Below are 20,273 nucleotides of genomic sequence, written 5' to 3'. Positions count from 1 at the left end.
GGGCGAGGCATGGGGCCGCCGGTCGGTGCCCCGAAAACGATAACGGAGCGTGGTTTATGTCACAACGAATTGCATATGTAACGGGCGGCATGGGCGGCATTGGCACGAGCATCTGCCAGCGCCTGCACAAGCAGGGTTTCAGGGTGATTGCCGGGTGCGGGCCGAATTCGCCGCGCCGCGTGAAATGGCTCGAAGACCAGAAGGCGCTCGGCTACGATTTCGTCGCGTCGGAAGGTAACGTTGGCGACTGGGAGTCCACGCGCGAGGCGTTCGACAAGGTCAAGGCCGAAGTCGGCGAGATCGACGTGCTCGTCAACAATGCGGGCATCACGCGCGACGTCGTATTCCGCAAGATGACGCACGAAGACTGGACCGCGGTGATCGACACCAATCTCACGAGTCTCTTCAACGTGACGAAGCAGGTGATCGACGGCATGGTGGAGCGCGGCTGGGGACGCATCATCAACATCTCGTCGGTCAACGGGCAGAAGGGGCAGTTCGGCCAGACCAACTATTCCACCGCGAAGGCCGGCATTCACGGCTTTACGATGGCGCTCGCCCAGGAAGTGGCGACCAAGGGCGTGACGGTCAATACCGTGTCGCCGGGCTACATCGGCACCGACATGGTCAAGTCGATCCGTCCCGACGTGCTGGAAAAGATCGTCGCCACGATTCCGGTGCGCCGCCTCGGCTCGCCGGACGAGATTGCATCGATCGTCGGATGGCTGGCGTCGGACGAGTCGGGTTTTGCGACCGGCGCCGACTTCTCGCTGAACGGCGGTCTGCACATGGGCTGATCCGGCGGCGCCCGGCGCTGCACGGGCGCCAACGGATCAGAAGAGGGTTGGCGGCGCGACGTTCGCACACGGATGGCCGTGTGCCGGGCGGGCGCCGTTTCTGCGCTGTTACGCGCGAAAGGGCGATACATGACCACTACAAAGAAGAGCGCCGAACGACTGATCAAGAAGTATCCCAACCGTCGGCTGTATGACACTGAAACGAGCACGTACATCACGCTGACCGACGTCAAGCAGCTCGTGCTCGACCAGGAGGATTTCAAGGTCATCGACGCGAAGACGAACGAGGACCTGACGCGCGCCATCCTGCTGCAGATCATCCTCGAGGAGGAGAGCGGCGGGCTGCCGATGTTCTCGTCGTCCATGCTCTCGCAGATCATCCGTTTCTACGGCCATGCGATGCAGGGCATGATGGGCACGTACCTGGAGAAGAACATCCAGGCGTTCATCGACATCCAGAACAAGCTCGCCGACCAGTCGAAGAACCTGTACGAAGGCAACGCGATGAACCCGGAGGTCTGGTCCCAGTTCATGAACATGCAGGCGCCGATGATGCAGGGCATGATGACGAGCTACATCGAGCAGTCGAAGAACATGTTCGTGCAGATGCAGGAGCAGATGCAGAACCAGGCGAAGACGATGTTCAGCAGCTTCCCGTTCAAACAGCCGGGCGCTGCTCCGGGCATGGGCGGCAGCGGCGGTTCCGCTTCGCCTTCGGGTGGCGCGGCGCGCGGCGAGCCGAATCCGGACAAGGAACCGGAGAGCAAGTAAGGGCGAACGGCTGCAAACGCGGCGGCGAGCGGGCGGGGGGCAGGCGGTAAGCCGCCTGCGTTGCGCCGGGGCAAGCGTGGCCCGGTCGGGCGCCTCCCGCAACCCGCGCGGTACAATACGCGGTTACGCGCGCCGGCGCCCGCCGCGCGCGAGGAACTCCGCGAGGCGGCGCACGCTTGACTGTGTGCGACTGTCTCGCCGCCATCGTCGTCATTGCGCCGGACCTCTCTTATGCCGCCCAGCCTTTCCTCCGCTTCATCCAGCGATTCCGCCCAGCCCGCCGTGCCCAAGGTCGGCTTCGTGAGCCTCGGTTGCCCGAAGGCCCTCGTCGATTCCGAGCAGATCATCACCCAGCTGCGTGCCGAGGGCTACGAGATTTCGGGCACCTACGACGGCGCCGATCTCGTCGTCGTCAACACGTGCGGCTTCATCGACGAAGCGGTGCAGGAGAGTCTCGACGCCATCGGCGAGGCCCTTGCCGAGAACGGCAAGGTGATCGTGACCGGCTGCCTCGGCGCGAAGAAGAGCGCGAGCGGCACGGGTCTCATCGAGGAAGTGCATCCGAAGGTGCTGGCCGTGACGGGCCCGCATGCCGTGGGCGAGGTGATGCAGGCGGTGCACAGCCACCTGCCGAAGCCGCACGATCCGTTCGTCGACCTCGTGCCGGCCGCGGGCGTCAAGCTCACGCCGCGCCACTATGCTTACCTCAAGATTTCCGAAGGCTGCAATCACCGCTGCACCTTCTGCATCATTCCGTCGATGCGGGGCGACCTCGTCTCGCGGCCCGTCGCGGAAGTCATGCTCGAAGCCGAAAACCTGTTTCGCTCCGGCGTGAAGGAACTGCTCGTCATCTCGCAGGACACGAGCGCCTACGGTGTGGACGTGAAGTACCGCACCGGTTTCTGGAACGGCCGTCCGCTGAAGACGCGCATGACCGAACTGGTGAGCGCGCTGGGCGAACTGGCCGCGCAATACGGCGCGTGGGTGCGGCTGCATTACGTCTACCCGTATCCGCACGTCGACGAAATCATTCCGATGATGGCCGAAGGGCCGCTCAAGGGCCACGTGCTGCCGTATCTCGACGTGCCGTTCCAGCACGCGCACCCCGAGGTGCTGAAGCGCATGAAGCGGCCCGCGAACGCGGAAAAGACGCTCGAGCGCGTGCAGGCCTGGCGCAAGGTGTGCCCGGACCTCACGATCCGCAGCACGTTCATCGCGGGCTTTCCCGGCGAGACGGAGGAGCAGTTCGAAACGCTGCTCGACTTCATCCGCGAGGCCGAACTGGACCGCGTGGGCTGCTTTGCGTACTCGCCGGTGGAAGGCGCGAGCGCGAACGAGCTGGACGGTGCCTTGCCCGACGACGTGCGCGAGGCGCGCCGCGCGCGCTTCATGGAAGTGGCCGAAGCCGTGTCGGCCAGACGCATGCAGCGCAAGATCGGCAAGACGCTGAAAGTGCTCGTCGACGAAGTCAACGCAGACGGCGGCATGGGCCGCACGGCCGCGGATGCGCCCGAGATCGACGGCGTGGTGTACGTTGCGCCGCCGTCGAAGCCCTCGAAGCGCTACAAGGTGGGCGATTTCGTTTCCGTGAAGATCACGGGCGCGGACGGCCACGACCTGTGGGGCGAGGTCTGAGCCATGGCGTCCACGGGCACGGCAGGCTCCGCAGGTCACAGCACACCGCAGATCCTCGCGCTCGGCGAGGCGATGATCGAGTTCAACCAGCGGTCGCCGAACGCGCCCGAGTACCTGCAGGGTTTCGGCGGCGACACGTCGAACTTCTGCATCGCGGCCGCGCGCCAGGGCGCGGCGACGGGCTTCGTGTCCGCCGTGGGCAGCGATCATTTCGGGCGTCTGCTGCTCGACCTGTGGCAGCGTGAGGGTGTCGATACCTCGTATGTGCGCACGGACAGCGGCGCTTCCACAGGCGTGTACTTCGTCTCGCACGGGCCGTCGGGCCATGAGTTCGACTATCTGCGCGCGGGTTCGGCGGCAAGCCGTTATGCGCCGCGGGACCTGCCGCTCGATGCGATCGCAGCGGCGCAGGTCGTGCACCTCTCCGGCATTAGCCTCGCGATCAGCGTGTCCGCGTGCGACGCGGCGCTTGCCGCCATCGATCATGCGCGGGCGAACGGCGTGCGCGTGAGTTTCGATACGAACCTGCGGCTCAAGCTCTGGCCGCTCGCGCGGGCGCGCGCGGTGATGCTCGAAGCGATCCGGCAAGCCGACATCTGCCTGCCGAGCTGGGACGACGTGACGGCGCTGACGGGCCTCACCGGCCGCGACGAGATCGTGGACTTTCTGCTCGCGCACGGGCCGCGCGTGGTGGCGCTCAAGCTGGGGCGCGACGGCGCGTACGTCGCGACGCCGGACGAGCGTCGCGTAGTGGCCGGCCATGTCGTCGATGCCGTGGACGCCACGGGCGCCGGCGACTGCTTCGGCGGCGCCTTCGTGGCGCGACTCGTCGCGGGCGACGATCCGTTCGCCGCGGCGCGCTATGCGAACGTGGCCGCCGCGCTGTCGACGCGGGGCTTCGGCGCCGTTGCGCCCATCCCGTCGCGCGAGACCGTGGAGCGCACGCTGGCGGGCTGAGCGATACCTTCAGCGCGTAGCTATTTTCAGCACAAAAAAGGGAGACAGACGATGCAACGCGAAGTGGTAGTGGCAAGCGGTGTGCGCACCGCCATCGGCGATTTTGGCGGCAGTCTCAAGGACTTTGCGCCCACCGATCTGGGCGCGCGCGTGATTCGCGAGGTGCTCTCGCGTGCGCAGGTGTCGGGCGACGAGGTGGGCCACGTGGTGTTCGGCAACGTCGTGCATACCGAAGCGAAGGACATGTACCTCGCGCGCGTGGCCGCGCTCAACGGCGGCGTCGCGCAACACGTGCCGGCGCTCACCGTGAACCGGCTCTGCGGGTCGGGGTTGCAGGCCATCGTGTCGGCCGCGCAGAGCATTCTGCTCGGCGACGCGGACATCGCCATCGGCGGCGGTGCCGAAAGCATGAGCCGTGCGCCGTATTCGATGCCCGCGGCGCGATTCGGCCAGCGCATGGGCGACGCGCGTCTGGTCGACATGATGGTGGGCGCGCTCAACGACCCGTTCCAGTCGGTGCATATGGGCGTGACGGCGGAGAACGTGGCGCGCAGGTACGGCATCACGCGCGAGGCGCAGGACGCGCTCGCGCTCGAATCGCACCGCCGCGCGGCACGCGCCATCGCGAACGGCTACTTCAAGGACCAGATCCTGCCGATCGCGATGGCGTCGAAGAAAGGCGAGACCGTCTTCGACACCGACGAACACGTGCGCGCCGAGGCGTCGCCGGAGGACTTCACGAAGTTGAGGCCGGTGTTTGCGAAGGAGGACGGCACGGTGACAGCGGGCAACGCGTCGGGCATCAACGACGCGGCCGCGGCCGTCGTGCTGATGTCGGCCGAGGTCGCGCAGCAGCGCGGCGTGAAGCCGCTCGCGCGCCTCGTCTCCTACGCGCATGCGGGCGTCGATCCCGCGTACATGGGCATCGGTCCCGTGCCGGCCTCGCGCAAGGCGCTGGAACGCGCGGGCCTCACGGTGGCCGACCTCGACGTGATCGAAGCGAACGAAGCCTTCGCGGCGCAGGCCTGCGCGGTCAGCAACGAACTGGGCTTCGATCCCGCGAAGGTGAACCCGAACGGCTCGGGCATTTCGCTGGGGCATCCCATCGGTGCGACGGGCGCGCTTATTACGGTGAAGGCGTTGTACGAACTGCAGCGCATCGGCGGACGCTACGCGCTCGTCACGATGTGCATCGGCGGCGGGCAGGGCATTGCCGCCGTGTTCGAACGGATCTGAATACACGGCACGCCGGCACGCGATGGGTGAGCCGCGGCTGCCGCAAGGAAGAGGGCTGATGGAAGGATTGCAGGCGACGAAGTTGGGCAGCGTTGGAATCGCGGAACGGCTGGCGAGGTGCGCGCCGGCTGTGCGAAGCGCGGCAGGCCGGCGCGAAGAGATGGGCACGAACGGTGCGAGCCGAGACGTTGCGCGGCTGGATCTCGTGAAGCCGGGCCGTATGAAGCGGCGCTATGCCAGCGGCCTTTCGGCATTGACCTTCACGCTGCTCGCTGCCTTGAGCGCGGGCCTGCCGCTCGCCGCGCAAGCGCAGAGCGATGCCGTCAAGGAACTCGCGGCGCCGCCGCCCATCCAGCTGCCGCTCAAGCCCAGCCCGGAATTCGCGAGGTTTCCGCGCTACACGGGCACGCTGGGCAAGCGCGCCATCGTGCTGCGGCTGGGACCGAAGACCGACGATCCCTCCGGCGTGCACGGCGAGTATCAGTTCACCGATACGGGCGAAGTCATCCTGATTGCCGGCGACCGCGAAGGCGACACGCTGGAAGTCGAGGAATCGAACGACGGCACGCACATCACCGGCAACTGGGTCGGCAAGTTCGGGCCGGACGGCGTGCTGCAAGGCGACCGCATGAACGTCGACGACTCGGACCCGCAGCCGTTCGACCTGCATCCGTTGGCGGCGGGGCAACCGTCCCCCGCCGTGGGCGCCCGGCCGGCGGCGCAGGGGCCAGGGCAGGCTGCTGTGTCGTCGCGGCCCGACGCCCAAGCGTCGGCCAGTGCGACGGCGCCCTCGTCGTCATCGGCGTCCTCGGCGCCTGTTGCCGCGACGCATGCCGTGGGCGGTGTCAGCAATCTCACCATCGGCGATTGACGGCGTCGCGCAATGAGCTTCGCGCGGTGTCGTGCCGCGCGAAGCGCACCGTGTACGGTGGCCGCATCGCGCCAGGGGCGCGCCCGAATCGCGTGCCGGCATCGCCCGCCGCATCGCGACCTCGGCTAATCTTCAGTCTACGCAGCGTGCGAGCGGCCCGATCATTCGAGCCGCTCGCGTCATCGTCATCCCATAACCTTCCCGTCGCTCTCGCCGCCATGACCCAACCGCCTTCCAAGCGTCATTCGAACCGCCGCCTCCAGACCCGCATCGTGCGCGCCGAAGACCAGCTCGCGCCGGGCTTCGAGTCGTTCGCCGTGCCTGTCACGCGGGCCTCGACCGTCGTGTTTCCCGACCTCGCCACCTTGCGCGCGCTCGACTGGCGCAACGACGCACAGTGGCGCTACGGCCTGCACGCCACGCCCACTTCGCTCACGCTCGCGCAGCGGCTCGCCGCGATCGAGGGCGGCAATCACGCGCTGCTCCAGCCGTCGGGGCTCTCCGCCATCTCGAACGTGTACTTCGGCATCGTGAAGGCCGGCGACGACGTGCTCATTCCCGACAACGTCTACTCGCCGAACCGCGACCACGCCGAGTGGCTCGCGCACGACTTCGGTCTCACGGCGCGCTACTACGATCCGATGATCGGTGCGGGCATCGCCGACCTGATCCGCCCGGAAACGAAGCTCATCTGGCTGGAGGCGCCGGGCTCGGTCACGATGGAAGTGCCCGACGTGCAGGCCATCACCACCGTCGCGCGCGCACGCAACGTGATCACCGCGATCGACAACACCTGGTCGGCCGGCCTCGCGTTCCGCCCGTTCGAACACGGCGTGGACATTTCGGTGCAGGCGCTCACGAAGTACCAGTCGGGCGGCGGCGACGTGCTGATGGGCGCGACCATCACGGCGGACAAGGAACTGCACCTGAAGCTCAAGCTCGCGCGCATGCGCATGGGCATCGGCGTGTCGTCGGACGATTGCTCGCTGATCCTGCGCAGCCTGCCCAGCATGAAGGTGCGTTTCGAACAGCACGACCGCAGCGCGCTTGCGCTCGCCAGGTGGCTGAAGACGCGCAGCGAGATCGCGGCGGTGCTGCATCCCGCGCTGCCCGACTGCCCCGGCCACGAATTTTTCGTGCGCGACTTCAACGGCGCGGGCGGTCTCTTTTCGGTGGTGTTCGACGAGCGCTACACGCCTGCGCAGATCGACACGTTCTGCGAGTCGCTCGAACTGTTCTCGCTCGGCTGGAGCTGGGGCGGCGCGCACAGTCTGGCCATGCCGTACGACGTGGCGTCGATGCGCAGCGCGAGCCGCTGGCCGTATCGCGGCACGCTGGTGCGCTTCTACGTGGGGCTGGAAGACGAGGCTGATCTGCAGGCCGATATCGAGCGCTGTCTCGTGGCGCTCGGCTAATCGGGATAAGCTTGGATTAGCCTCGGCTAGCGAAGGCGTTGCGGCCTTGCTGGTCGCCGCCTTATGCCGCAGCAACGGCAACGGGCAACGCGGCGAATGTCATGTGACGAGGTGAGTCGGGGGCGGCGAAGTCAGGCGGCGAACGTTCGCCGCTACGCCGCCCGAAATTTCAGAACAGGCGCAAGAGCCCGTCGAGCCCGACGAAGTTGAAGGCCACGCTCGCGGCCTCGCGCACCACGGGCTTGGCGCGGAACGCCACCGAGAGCCCGGCCGCGGCCATCATCTTGAGATCGTTCGACCCGTCGCCCATCGCAATGGCGCGGCGAGGATCGATGCCCATTGCCTTGCAGGTTTCGAGCAGCGTGCGTGCCTTCACGTCGGCGTTCACGATCTCGCCCACCACCTTGCCCGTGAGCTTGCCGTCCACGATCTCGAGCGTATTGGCCCGCGTGTAGTCGAGGCCGAGGCGCGCCTTGAGCCGCTCTGTGAAAAACGTGAAGCCGCCCGACACCAACAGTGTCTTCAGGCCCGCCGCCTTCGCGCCGGCGAGCATGCGTTCGGCACCGGGCGAAAGGCGCAGCCGCTCTTCGTAGACGCGCCCGAGCACGTCCGCGTCGAGCCCCTTGAGCAGGGCGACGCGGCGCGTGAGGCTTTCGTTGAAGTCCTGAATCTCGCCGCGCATGGCGGCTTCCGTAATCGCCGACACCTCGGCCTTCAGCCCGCAGAAATCCGCAATCTCGTCGATGCATTCGATCGTGATGAGCGTCGAGTCCATGTCCATCGTGACGAGCCCGAAGTCCGCGAGCGAACGGCCGGGTTCCACGAAGGCGTAGTCGAGCGCGTGGGTCGCGCAGTAGACGTCGAGGTCGGGGCGCTGCGCCGGATCGGCGTCTTCGATGCGGATGGCGTGCGCGTCGATTTCGACGGCGCGGCGGCCGCGTGCCAGCGCGACGAGCGGTTTCTGGTGGACCGGATTGAACGGCGACGAGGCCTGGATGACGAGATTCATGAGCTAGGCAGCAGAGCAGCGCAAGGGGCGGGGTAGTCAGAAAGCGGCGCGAGAAAGGGGCGCGGAAAATCCGGCTATTGTAACGGTTCGGGGCAGGCAGTCCGGTGCGGCTGCGGCGGCGCGGCGGGCGGGCACGCTGAGCGTCGTTGAGAGCCGGCACCATGCAGGTTCTCGCGGCATTCCCACTTTCCTCCGGCGCCGTGCCGCTGGCGAGCGCCGTTTTCCGGGCGCGGGATCGAGCGCCCGTTTAGCGCGCCCTTCGGCAGCCGTCCTCGTGATCGGCAGCTTTTGCATGCCGTGGCGCAGGCGTTACAGGGCGAACGCGCGCCACGCGGCCTCGCACCGCCGCCGTCCTGCGTTGCCGTCAGCGGCTTGCGGGACCTTCCAGATGCAGGCACGCATGCTGCTTGGTACTTCGTTCAAGACCTGGGAGTGCAACATGTCACGCATGATCTGGAAAGGCGCGATCAGTTTCGGCCTCGTGCACGTGCCGGTGCAGCTGTTTCCGGCGACGCGCTCGGAGAAGGTGAGCTTTCATCTGCTCGACAAGCGGTCCATGGACCCGGTGGGCTACCGGCAGATTAACAAGCGCACGGGCAAGGACGTGCCGCGCGAGCAGATCGTGCGCGGCTACGAGTACGAAAAGGAAAAGTACGTCGTGCTTTCCGAAGACGAAATCCGCGCGGCGAACCCCGAATCGACGCAGACCGTCGACATCCTCGCCTTCGTGGATGCCCCGGCCATCTCGTTCCTCTATCTCGAAACGCCGTACTTTCTCGCACCGGACCGCAAGGGCGAGAAGGTCTACGCGCTGCTGCGCGAGGCGTTGAAGGCGTCGGGCAAGATCGGCGTGGCGAGCGTGGTGATGCACAACAAGCAGCATCTCGCGGCGCTCGTGCCGTTCGGGCCCGTGCTCGCGTTGAACACGCTGCGCTGGGCCGACGAGATCCGCCCCGTGAGCGAACTCACGTTGCCGCCCGAAGACGCGAAGAAGGCCGGCGTCACGGCCCGCGAACTCGACATGGCGAAAAAACTGATCGACGACATGAGCGAGGACTGGGACCCCGAGCACTATCACGACACGTTCCGCGACGACGTGCTCGAACTCGTCGATCGGAAGATTCGCGAAGGCAAGACCGAAGAAATCGAGACGCCGGAAGAGCCGCAGCCGCGACGCAGCGCCGACATCCTCGATCTTTCGGAGCTGCTGCGGCGCAGCCTCGGGCGCGGCAAAGGTCGCGCGAGCGGTCGGGCCGACCGCGACGAAGACCCCGACGACGACCCGTCGGGCAGCGAAGCATCCGAGGACGGCAAGCGCGGCAAATCGCGCAGCCGTGCGCGCGACGACGACGGCGCACGCACCACGAACCGCACGACCGCACGAGGCAGCCATACCGCGGCGCGCGGCACGGGCCGCAGCAGCGAAACCACGCGCAAGGAAACGCCGCACAGAAAGCGGCACGCGGCTTGACGACGCGGGCGCGGCTCCCGGTCCGGAGAAAGGCGCAGGCAAAGACGCACGCGAGGGCACACGCGAGGGCACAAGCAAAGGCACACGAGCATGGCCGGCAAACTCGACACCTATCAGCGCAAACGCCGCTTCGATGCCACGCCGGAGCCGTCCGGCGCGCAAAAGCGTGCCGCCCGTGGTGCGGCAAAGGCCGCGGCAGCCACCTCGCGTGCGAGGCGGTGCGGCAACGGCCACGCGCTGTCCTACGTGATCCAGGAGCACGACGCGCGGCGGCTGCACTACGACTTCCGGCTCGAACTGGACGGCACCCTCAAGTCGTGGGCCATTCCTAAGGGGCCGTGCCTCGATCCGTCCGTGAAGCGCCTCGCGGTTCATGTCGAAGACCATCCCATCGAATACGGCAGCTTCGAGGGCGAGATTCCCGAAGGCAACTACGGCGCGGGCACGGTGCTCGTCTGGGACCGCGGCGTGTGGGAGCCCGTGGGCAGCGAAAGGCAGGCGATCGAGGCCTACCGCGCCGGCAAGCTCAAGTTCAGGCTCGAAGGCGAGAAGCTGCACGGCGGCTGGACGCTCGTGCGAAGCGGCATGCGCGGCAGCGGCGACAAGGAGCAGTGGCTGCTCATCAAGGAGCGTGACGAAGAGGCGCGCAGCACCGACGAGTACGACGTGCTCGCGCAACGTCCGGGCAGCGTGCTGTCGCGGGGCGGTGCCGAAGCGGCACGCCGTGGCGCCGCTGATGCAAGGCAGGGCGCGAGGCACGGTGCCAGGCACGGATCGAAGCACCCGACGAAGGCCGACCGCCCCGACATCGTCGCCACGCGCAACACCGAGTCGCTGCGCGAGCTTGCGCGCGAGCCCGGCATCGAAGGTGCGGTGAAGGCGGCATTGCCTGCCGCGCTCAAGCCGCAACTCGCCACGCTCGTCGACTTCGCGCCGCCCGGCAACGACTGGATCTACGAGATCAAGTTCGACGGCTATCGTGTGCTTGCGCGCATCGACCATCACGCACGCAAAGAGCCGGTGCGCATTTTCACGCGCACCGGCAACGACTGGACCGCGAAGTTCGGCCGCCAGGCGCGCGCGTTCGCGTCGCTGGATCTCGAAAGCGCGTGGTTGGACGGCGAAGCCGTGGTGCTCGACCGCCACGGCATGCCGGACTTCCAGGCGCTGCAAAACGCGTTCGACGCGAACCGTGCGCAAGACATCGTGATTTTCGTGTTCGACGTGCCGTTCCTGAACGGCTACGACCTGCGCGCCGTGCCGCTCGTGCAGCGGCGCGCGATTCTGCGCGCGCTCTTCGCCGACATCGACGAGCGCACCCACGGCCTGCTGCGTTTTTCCGAGGACTTCGCCATCGAGCCCGACGAACTGCTGCAAGGCGCCTGCGCGAGCGGGCTCGAAGGCATCATCGCCAAGCGCGCGGACAGCCACTACACCTCCGCGCGGGCGTCGTCGTGGCTCAAGCTGAAATGCCGGCAGCGGCAGGAGTTCGTGATCGGCGGCTATACCGAACCCGCGGGCAGCCGCGCGGCGTTCGGCTCGTTGTTGCTCGGCGTGTATGACGCGAAGGGCACGCTCCATTACGCGGGCCGCGTCGGCACGGGCTTCGACGCCGCGAAGCTGCGCGCCGTGAAGAAGGAACTCGACGCGCTGGAAACGCCGCGCATGGCGTTCGCGAGCATGCCGCGCGAGCGCAGCAGCACGCCGGTGCATTGGGTGAAGCCCGAACTCGTCTGCGAATGCAATTTCGCGCAATGGACGGGCGACGGCCTCGTGCGCCAGGCCTCGTTCGTGAGCTTGCGCCGCGACAAACCCGCGCGCCAGGTGACGCGCGAGGCGCCGGTGCATGCGGCTGCATCCGCAGAGCAACCGGCACAGGACCGTTCGAACCAGGAGGACACCATGCAGCAGACCGGGGAAGCGACGCAGACCGGCAAAGGGAAGCGCACGGCAAAAGCCGCCTCAAAAACAGCCTCGAAAACAGCTTCGAAAGCAGACGCGAAGTCTGTTTCGACGCGCGTCAATCGCGCGAGAGACACCGACGAAGCCGTCGACTCCAGCGTCGCGAAAAAGCGCGCGACACGTGCCGCATCGTCGGCAGCGCGTGGGTCCGGTACGTCGAGCGCGCGCTCGCGCAATGCGTCGACCGAAGTGGCCGGCGTACGCATCTCGCATCCCGATCGCGTGATCGACCGCGACAGCGGCACGCGCAAGCTCGACCTCGTCCACTATTGGGAGTGGGTCGCGCCGTGGCTGCTGCCGCATCTGCAGCAGCGGCCCGTTTCGCTCGTGCGCGCGCCCGAAGACATCAGCGGCGAGTTGTTCTTCCAGAAGCATGCCCAGAAGCTGGAGATTCCGCACATCACGCAGCACGCGGGCCTCGATCCGGGGCACGCGCCGCTCCTGACCATCGACAGCGTCGAGGCGCTTCTGGGCGCAGCGCAGATGGGCGTGATCGAACTGCATACGTGGAATGCGCTCGTCACGGACATCGAACGGCCCGACCGCATGGTGTTCGATCTCGACCCCGACCCGGTGCTCGGCTGGGACCGCATGATCGAAGCCGCGGAACTCACGCGCACGGTTCTCACGGAACTGGGCCTCGAATCGTTCTGCAAGACGAGCGGCGGCAAGGGGCTGCACGTGGTCGTGCCGCTCACGCCGCAGGCCGGCTGGGACGAGGTCAAGGCGTTCTCGCAGGTCGTGGCGCAGCACATGGCCGCCACGCTGCCCGATCGATTCAGCGCGAAAATGGGCCCGCAGAATCGCAAGCGCAAGATCTTCGTGGACTACCTGCGCAACAACCGCGGGTCGAGCACCATCGCCGCGTATTCGGTGCGCGCGCGGCCGGGGCTTGGGGTCTCGGTGCCGATTAGCTGGGACGAAGTCCCGCAGACCACGGCCGGCAACCAGTGGACGATCGCGAATCTTCACGAACGGCTGGACGCCTTGCGCAAAGACCCGTGGGCCGGTTATGCGAAGACGCGCCAGCGCATTACCGCGACCATGAAGAAGCGCCTTGGCATCAAGGGTTGAAGCATGCGGGCTCCGCCGTCGGCCGCTTGCTGCATCAGCCGAATGTGCAAGGCCTGTGGCACCCCCGCGCGCCCATCCATTCCATCAAGGAGTCTCGGATGAAAGCTGTTGGTCTCTATCGCTATCTGCCCGTCGACCATCCCGAAGCGCTGGTCGACGTGGACATCCCCACGCCCGAGCCGCAAGGCCGCGACCTGCTCGTGAAGGTCGAGGCGATCTCTGTCAATCCCGTGGACTACAAGGTGCGCGCACCGAAAGACACGGTCGAGAAGGCGCCGCGCATCCTCGGCTGGGATGCATGCGGCACGGTGGCCGCCGTGGGTCCCGAGGTGGAACTCTTCAAGGTGGGCGACCCCGTGTTCTACGCGGGCAGCATCACGCGGCCGGGCGCGAACAGCGAATACCACCTCGTCGATGAACGCATCGTGGGCCGCAAGCCGGCCTCGCTCGATTTCACGCACGCCGCAGCCTTGCCGCTCACCGCGATCACGGCGTGGGAGGCGTTGTTCGACCGGCTCGGCGTGTCGTCCGAAGGCGCCGATGCGGGGCGCTCGGTATTGATCGTGGGCGGCGCGGGCGGCGTGGGGTCCATCGGCATCCAGCTCGCGAAACGGCTCGCGAAGCTCACGGTGATCGCGACCGCATCGCGGCCCGAATCGGCGAAATGGGCGAGCGGGCTCGGCGCGGACCACATCGTCGACCACTACGGCGACATGCCCGCGCAGATGAAGTCAGCGGGCTTCGAGCAGGTGGACTACGTGCTTCTCTTCAACGACACCGACGCCAACTTCCCGGCCGCCGCGCAGATCGTGAAGCCGCAGGGCGCCATCTGCACGATCGTGGAAAACGCGAAGCCCGTGCCCGTGGAACTGCTCAAGGCGAAGAGCGCGTCGTTTCACTGGGAGTTCATGTTCACGCGCTCCATGTTCGGCACGCCGGACATGATCGAGCAGCACAAGCTGCTCGGCGAGGTGGCTCGTCTCGTGGATGCGGGCACGCTGCGCACGACCGTGGGCCAGCATCTGGGTGCAATCAACGCGCAGAACGTGAGGCATGCGCATCAGCTGCTGGAGGCGGGGCGCGCCATCGGGAAGATCGTGTTGTCCGGGTTCTGAGTGCGGCACGCGCGGCCTCGTGCCGCGCCCACACGCAAAAAACGTGCGGCGACAAGCGGGGGAATACCTGAATCGGTTCGCGTCCTCGTGGCTGCAGGGCGGCGTTAGACTGGCAGGACACCCTGAAACCGGAAGGCAGCGCCGGGCCGCACGCGTGGTCGTTGGACGTGTATGCGGGCACGGCGCCACAACAAGGAGGTGAGGTATGAGCGCGAGCCGTACACGCCGGGCCGTGGTTGCCGCAGCCGCACTTGCCGTGGTCTCGGGAGGCGGACTCATGACCTCGGTCGAGGTCGGGGCCGCTCCGCCCGTCAAGGTGACGTCGCAGACGCCGCCCGATGGGCCCATCCAGTACACCGTCAAGGTCGTGTCGAAGGAGTTCGGCAACTCGCAGGAGACGCGCACGCTCCGTTCCGGTCAGACCGACGACTTCACCTGGAAAACCGTGCCGCCGGGCGGCTCCGTGAGCGTGAGCAACCAGTGCCCCGGCTATGCGGACCTGCCGCTCGACGCGAACGGCGCGCTGCTGCGTCAGACGCGGATTCGCCTTGCGCCCATCGTCGCGAACGACGGCACGGCCACCGTGCAACTGAGCTTCCAGGCGCAGGCGCCGCGCGGCAAGGCGGCCGTGAAGAACGGCGGCAAGACGCAGACGTGCCCGACTTTCGTCACCTCGAATCAGGTGCTGCGTTTCGCGATGCCGACCAACGGCACGGTGAAGACCGTCACGCTCAATGACGGCACGCAGATCAGCGTATCGGCCAAACGCTAGGCGCGGCCCGCGGTTCGCTCCACGAGCCGCGAGGCGAGAAAACGGTGCTCGGCCGAGAAGAGATGCCGGTAGGTGAGCAGCACGGCGCCCACGGTGCCGAGCGCGGAGGCCGCCGCGATCAGGAACATGATCACCATCTGATAGCGCACGGCCTGCAGCGGCGACTGTCCCGCGAGCACCTGGCCCGTCATCATGCCGGGCAGGCTCACTACGCCCACCACGGCCATCTGGTTGAGCGTGGGAACCATCCCGGCTCGCACCGCCTGACGCGCCGGCTCCTGGGCCGCTTCCCAACGCGTCGCGCCGAGCGCGAGCGCCATCTCGACGCGGTCGCGTCGCGCCGTCAGTTCCTCGGTCATGCGCTCCACGCCGAGCGACACGCCGGTGAGCGTGTTGCCGAGAATCATGCCGAGGATCGGAATCGCATATTGCGGCTCGTACCACGGCCGGATGCGAATCACGACGAAGAGCCCGACCGCCGCCACGAGCCACGAACTCACCCAGATCGAGACGATGCTGTCCGCGCGCTGGCCCGCGTAGGTGCGCGCGCCGCGCTGCGCGCCGGCGAAGCCGGCGATCAACGTCATCAGCGCCATGAGCGGCAACACCGCGTACCAGCGGTCGTACTGGAACACCCAGCCGAGCACGTAGCCGATGGCGAGCAACTGCACGACAGTGCGCACCGCGGCCCAGGCGAGCTTGCGTTCGAGATCGAGCTTGAGCAGCACCGACACGGCGCCGTTCACCACGATGAGCAACGCCGCGATGCCGACGTCGACGAGGCTGAGGTTTTGCAGACCGGGGTTCATCGCGTAGGCTCCTTCGGCGTGTTCGGATCGGGCTGCGACGTGGGGCGCTCGTCTTCGTGCGGGTGCGGGACTTGATGCGAGGGCGAGGGCGCGTGCGGGGCCGGCGGCGCGTCTCCTTCGCGGGCTGCTTCGGCATTCCCTTCTGCTAACGCCTGTCCGTCCGCTTCGCCCAGAACGCCGGCGCGCATCGTGAGGTGCCGGGTGCTGACGCGCTGCGCCTGGACGGGATCGTGCGAGACCCAGATGGCGGCGCGTTGGGCGGTGGCGCCGTCGCTGGCCTGGAACCACGCGAGCACGAGTGCTTCGATGGCGCGCGACGAATCGGGGTCGAGCGATGCCGTGGGTTCGTCGAGCAGCAACACCTCCGGATCGAGTTGCAGCACGCGCACGAGCGCCGCGATCTGCGCTTCGCCGCCCGAGAGTTCGCTCGCGCGCCGCGCGAGGAAGTCGTTGCCGCGTCCCGCCGCGTGCACGAGCGCCGCGGCGCGTGTGCGGTCGAACGACCCGTCGCGATAGACGCGCAGCGAATACGGATAACGCAGGTTGTCTTCCACGGTGCCGTCGAGCATCGCAGGACGTTGCCGGATGTAGGCGACGTTGCGCCGGTAGCGCGGCATCGCGTGGCGCGAGACGGGTTTGCCGTGCCACCACACGTCGCCGCCGTCGAGCGGATCGAGCAGCGCGAGCGCGCGCAGCAGCACGCTCTTGCCCGAACCGGAGGGGCCCGTGATGGACGCGCGGTCGCCCGCATGCAGCGCGAGGCTGGCGGCGTGCAGCAACACCTGGCCGCGCGCGGCATCGCGGCGCACGATGGCGCGGGCTTCAAGAAGAGGCGTATCGGTCATGGGCGCGGTATTCGGGGGACGGGGCTGCTGTGATCGCGGCAGTGCTCGTGCGACTTCTTCTTCGTCGGCGAGCGGCTGGCTTCGCGTGCTCGCGGGCCGCGGTTTGCGGGGCATGCGGCGCTGCGGCATCATACGGAGCCCCGGCCCGGGGTTTGAGCCGCCGTTGCCGCAGGCACGGACTCTGCTGCCGCCCTCATAAACAGTCAAAAGCACAATGGAGCAGGCATGACGCCGGAGCAGACCCCCGCGCGCACTCCCGGCCGACGCGTCGGCAAGATCATCGCATGGCTCGTGGCACTCGTCGCTGTCCTCGTCGCCGTGGTCGTCGTGGTCTTTCTCACGTTCGACTGGAACCGCGCCCGCCCGTGGGTGGACGACAAGGTGAGCCAGGCGATCGGCCGCACTTTCCGCATCGAGGGCGACCTCAAGCTGGGCTGGCGCCATCCGGTGGGCGAGAGCGGCTGGCGCGCGTGGGTGCCGTGGCCGCGCTTCTCGGCGGCGCACATCACCGTCGCCAATCCCGATTGGGCAAAAACGCGCTACTTCGCGACGCTCGACGAGATCGACTTCGAGGTCGAACTGCTGCCGCTCCTTGCGCATCGCATCGTCGTGCCCGTGATCAACCTCGTGAATCCGTCCGTCGATCTGGAGCGCACCCAGGACGATCGCAACAACTGGACCTTCAAGCTGCCGTCGTCGAGCGGGCCGTCCACGTGGAAGCTGGATCTGCACGACATCACGTTCGCCAAAGGCTACATCGCGTACGCGGACCGGAAGACGAAGGCCGACGTGCAACTGACCGTGGACACGCTGGGCCAGGCGGTCCCCATCGGCGACGTGATGGCGGCGCAGGAGAGCGCGTCGCGCAACGCGTCGGCGCAGATGGTGGGTAAAGCCGGCGCCGCGCGGCTGGCGGCGCAGGCGAAGGCGATCGAGGCGTCCGAGGCCGCGGCGGCTTCTGAGGCTTCCGCGGCTTCCGGTTCGCGAACGGCGACCGCAGCGGCTTCGAGCGCTTCGGGTGCGGCGGGTTCGGGGTCGGCGGTGACTGCCTCGAAAGCCTCCGGTAGCGCAGCGGTGCGGACGAACCCGGTGGCCTCGACGGGAAGCGGCGCATCCAGTTCCAGCGCACCAAGCCAGCCCACTACCGGACCCGCTTCAGCGCCGCTCTACGCCATCGGCTGGACGCTCAAAGGCACCTACAATCACGCCGCCGTTTCAGGTACCGGCAAGCTGGGCGGCGTGCTCGCATTGCAAGACGCGAACCGCCCGTTCCCCGTGCAGGCCGACATGCGCGCGGGCGACACGCATATCGCGCTCGTCGGCACGATCACCGACCCGGCACACCTCGCGGCGGTCGATCTGCGTCTGTGGTTGCAAGGCGCGAGCATGGCGCATCTGTACACGCTCACCGGCATCACGCTGCCCGAGACGCCGCCGTATGCGACGGAAGGGCGCCTCGTCGGGCAGTTCAGGCGCGACGGCAAGGTGTTTCGCTACGAAAACTTCACGGGCCGCGTGGGCGGCAGCGATCTCAACGGCACGCTGGCGTGGTTCCAGCGTCAGCCGCGGCCGCTGCTGCAGGGGCAACTGGTGTCGAACCTGCTGCAGTTCTCCGACCTCGCGCCGATCATCGGCGCCGATACCAACGCGAGCAAGCGCAAGCGTGGCGACGTGGCGACGCAGCCGGCGAACCGCGTGATTCCCGTGGAGGAATTCCGTACCGACCGCTGGAAGGCCATCGACGCGGACGTGACGCTCACCGGCCGGCGCATCGTCAAGAACGCGAACCTGCCGATCACGGATCTCTACACGCACGTGGTGCTGCGCGACGGCGCGCTCTCGCTGCACCCGCTGCGCTTCGGCGTGGCGGGCGGCACGCTGGATTCGAACATCGACCTCGACGGCAGCGGCGTGCCGCTCAAGGGACGTTTCGCCACCGCGGCGCGTCACCTGAAGCTCAAACAGCTGTTTCCGGGCGTGAAGTCGATGCAGTCGGCGCTCGGCGAAATCAACGGCGACGCGTCGCTCACCGCCACCGGCAATTCGCCCGCGGCCCTCGCCTCCACCTCGAACGGCGAGGTGAAGGCGCTCGTGACGCAGGGCACCATCAGCCTGCTGCTCATGGAGGCGGCGGGGCTCAACGTGGCCAACGTGGTCTACGAAAAGCTCTTCGGCACGCGCGACGTGAAGATCAACTGCGCCGCCGCGGACTTCGTCGCGACCGACGGCGTGCTGGATTCGCGCGTGTTCGCCCTCGACACGGAGGACGCCGTGATCGACATCGGCGGCAAGGTCAATCTGCACGACGAGTCGATGGACCTCAACATCCATCCCCATACAAAGGGCTTTCGCGTGTTTTCGCTGCGCTCGCCGCTCTACGTGAAAGGCACGTTCAAAGACCCGCATGTGGGCGTGGACGCCGCGGCGCTCGCGTTGCGCGGCGGCGCGATGGTGGGGCTCGGGCTCATCAACCCATTCGCGGCGCTGATTCCGCTCATCGCGCCCAGCAACAACAAGCCGTTGCCATGCGCCAATCTGCTTGCGCAGATGCGGCAGCAGCCCACGGCGCCGCCGCCCGGTCAGAAGGAGAAGGCGCCGCGTCTGCCGTCGGCGGACAAGGGTATGCCCGCATCGGGTGCGGCCTCGCGATAGCAGGCCGGACGGGCGGGGTATGACCTGGGGATTACTCGGGTGTTACCTGGATCTTCGAGGCAGGCCAGGGTCTGTCATGAACCGGACAGACCCCGGTGCAACTGACGCGCAGTGGACATGACCGCAGCAGCGAACCCCTAGCGCAGCGAACGCGGCGTGGCGTCGCCGGCTGCATCCTGACGCCGTGCGCCACGCCGGGCAGCAAGGCCCGCGCGGGTGGCGCCGAACTCGGGCAGGATTCGCCCGCGCGCGCGGCTTGCGAAGACAAGGAAGCCGAAACCGTCGGCCTCGTACCAATAGCCGCCGTTTTCGAGACCGTCGAGCGGCTGCTCGAGCGCGTTCGCAATGGATTCGATGCAGCGGCGGCGCAGCTCCGCGGTGGCGGGGTAAGGCGGCTGAGCGCCGCGCACGCTGCACAACAGCACGTCGAGTCCGGGCAGGACGTGCGCATAGAGCACGGGCTCGTCCTGGGCGCGTGCCCGCGCGATCTTCGTGTCGAGCTGACCGAACGGTTTGAAATGCGTGAGCACGGCGAGGAATGACTCGTCGCTGTCCGCCTTCACGCGCTTACGCTTCTTCGGGAAGGACATAAACATTCGCCTGAAAAGAAATTGCACCAAACGCAGCGTTCTCATGCGACCACTCCCGGCCTCGCGCGCCGCACGTCGATCTTTTATAGCATACGAAAATGCCGGATTCACGATGATTCGACCACTGCTCGTCTCATGTGCACCGCACGTCTCATGCCGGACCGCGCGCCGCGCTGCAGGCGTCTCCGGACTTCTGTCTGTAGCCATAATATAGACCGGCGTGCGTGCGCAGTGCATGCGGGCCCCATAAAAAAGGCGTCTTGCGCACGGTGAGTGTGCGCTTTATGTGCGG

16 protein-coding genes are annotated in these 20,273 nt (G+C 67.3%); 12 read left to right on the top strand and 4 right to left on the bottom strand.

Annotated elements, in window-relative coordinates; all coding sequences use genetic code 11:
- The first annotated feature begins 56 nt into the window (after positions 1 to 56).
- The 7 genes from U0042_RS11190 (at position 57) to U0042_RS11160 (ending at position 7,682) form a co-directional block, all read left to right on the top strand.
- Positions 57 to 797, top strand: a complete 741-nt coding sequence (locus tag U0042_RS11190; RefSeq protein ID WP_114810787.1) for a 3-ketoacyl-ACP reductase — start codon at positions 57 to 59, stop codon at positions 795 to 797.
- Between the two features lie 129 nt (positions 798 to 926).
- On the top strand, positions 927 to 1,568 hold the full coding sequence (gene phaR, locus U0042_RS11185; RefSeq protein ID WP_114810788.1) for a polyhydroxyalkanoate synthesis repressor PhaR: 642 nt from the start codon (positions 927 to 929) through the stop codon (positions 1,566 to 1,568).
- A 231-nt stretch (positions 1,569 to 1,799) separates the two neighbouring features.
- Positions 1,800 to 3,203, top strand: a complete 1,404-nt coding sequence (rimO, locus tag U0042_RS11180; RefSeq protein WP_114810789.1) for a 30S ribosomal protein S12 methylthiotransferase RimO — start codon at positions 1,800 to 1,802, stop codon at positions 3,201 to 3,203.
- Between the two features lie 3 nt (positions 3,204 to 3,206).
- Positions 3,207 to 4,160, top strand: a complete 954-nt coding sequence (locus U0042_RS11175) for a sugar kinase (protein WP_114810790.1) — start codon at positions 3,207 to 3,209, stop codon at positions 4,158 to 4,160.
- 51 nt (positions 4,161 to 4,211) lie between these two features.
- Complete coding sequence (bktB, locus tag U0042_RS11170; RefSeq protein WP_114810791.1) at positions 4,212 to 5,396, top strand: beta-ketothiolase BktB; 1,185 nt, start codon at positions 4,212 to 4,214, stop codon at positions 5,394 to 5,396.
- Positions 5,397 to 5,556: 160 nt separating this feature from the next.
- A complete protein-coding gene (locus U0042_RS11165) occupies positions 5,557 to 6,267 on the top strand; it encodes a hypothetical protein (RefSeq protein WP_419150508.1) in 711 nt (236 codons plus the stop codon).
- Between the two features lie 218 nt (positions 6,268 to 6,485).
- Positions 6,486 to 7,682 (top strand): cystathionine beta-lyase, encoded by a 1,197-nt coding sequence (locus U0042_RS11160; protein ID WP_114810792.1) that lies wholly within the window; start codon positions 6,486 to 6,488, stop codon positions 7,680 to 7,682.
- A gap of 169 nt (positions 7,683 to 7,851) precedes the next feature.
- Here the strand turns inward: U0042_RS11160 and serB are convergent, their stop codons facing one another.
- Positions 7,852 to 8,691 carry a phosphoserine phosphatase SerB gene (gene serB / locus U0042_RS11155; RefSeq protein WP_114810793.1) on the bottom strand — a complete coding sequence of 280 codons (840 nt, stop codon included), beginning with the start codon at positions 8,689 to 8,691 and terminating at the stop codon, positions 7,852 to 7,854.
- Between the two features lie 439 nt (positions 8,692 to 9,130).
- On the opposite strand from serB, the gene U0042_RS11150 reads away from it, so the two are divergent.
- From U0042_RS11150 to U0042_RS11135, 4 genes are all read left to right on the top strand, one after another.
- Positions 9,131 to 10,162, top strand: a complete 1,032-nt coding sequence (locus tag U0042_RS11150) for a Ku protein (RefSeq protein ID WP_114810963.1) — start codon at positions 9,131 to 9,133, stop codon at positions 10,160 to 10,162.
- 90 nt (positions 10,163 to 10,252) lie between these two features.
- A complete protein-coding gene (gene ligD, locus U0042_RS11145) occupies positions 10,253 to 13,198 on the top strand; it encodes a DNA ligase D (RefSeq protein ID WP_114810794.1) in 2,946 nt (981 codons plus the stop codon).
- Positions 13,199 to 13,296: 98 nt separating this feature from the next.
- On the top strand, positions 13,297 to 14,313 hold the full coding sequence (locus U0042_RS11140) for a zinc-binding alcohol dehydrogenase family protein (RefSeq protein WP_114810964.1): 1,017 nt from the start codon (positions 13,297 to 13,299) through the stop codon (positions 14,311 to 14,313).
- 205 nt (positions 14,314 to 14,518) lie between these two features.
- Positions 14,519 to 15,085 (top strand): DUF6013 family protein, encoded by a 567-nt coding sequence (locus U0042_RS11135; protein WP_114810795.1) that lies wholly within the window; start codon positions 14,519 to 14,521, stop codon positions 15,083 to 15,085.
- Here the strand turns inward: U0042_RS11135 and U0042_RS11130 are convergent.
- Positions 15,082 to 15,894: an ABC transporter permease gene (locus tag U0042_RS11130; protein ID WP_114810796.1), complete on the bottom strand. Its 813-nt coding sequence runs from the start codon at positions 15,892 to 15,894 to the stop codon at positions 15,082 to 15,084. The two genes, U0042_RS11135 and U0042_RS11130, sit on opposite strands and share 4 nt — an antisense overlap.
- Positions 15,891 to 16,739 (bottom strand): ABC transporter ATP-binding protein, encoded by an 849-nt coding sequence (locus U0042_RS11125; protein WP_114810965.1) that lies wholly within the window; start codon positions 16,737 to 16,739, stop codon positions 15,891 to 15,893. The genes U0042_RS11130 and U0042_RS11125 overlap by 4 nt, the downstream gene beginning before the upstream one ends.
- Positions 16,740 to 16,964: 225 nt before the next feature.
- Between U0042_RS11125 and U0042_RS11120 the strand changes: the two genes are divergently transcribed.
- Positions 16,965 to 19,391, top strand: a complete 2,427-nt coding sequence (locus tag U0042_RS11120; RefSeq protein WP_114810797.1) for an AsmA family protein — start codon at positions 16,965 to 16,967, stop codon at positions 19,389 to 19,391.
- 137 nt (positions 19,392 to 19,528) lie between these two features.
- Here U0042_RS11120 and U0042_RS11115 read toward each other — a convergent pair whose 3' ends face one another.
- The gene (locus U0042_RS11115) at positions 19,529 to 20,026 is read right to left on the bottom strand and encodes a hypothetical protein (protein ID WP_114810798.1); all 498 of its coding nucleotides are present in this window, start codon (positions 20,024 to 20,026) and stop codon (positions 19,529 to 19,531) included.
- Positions 20,027 to 20,273 lie beyond the last annotated feature (247 nt).

This window comes from Paraburkholderia kururiensis (assembly GCF_034424375.1).
GTDB lineage: Bacteria > Pseudomonadota > Gammaproteobacteria > Burkholderiales > Burkholderiaceae > Paraburkholderia > Paraburkholderia kururiensis_A.
This window is presented reverse-complemented; position numbering and strand designations above follow the sequence as displayed.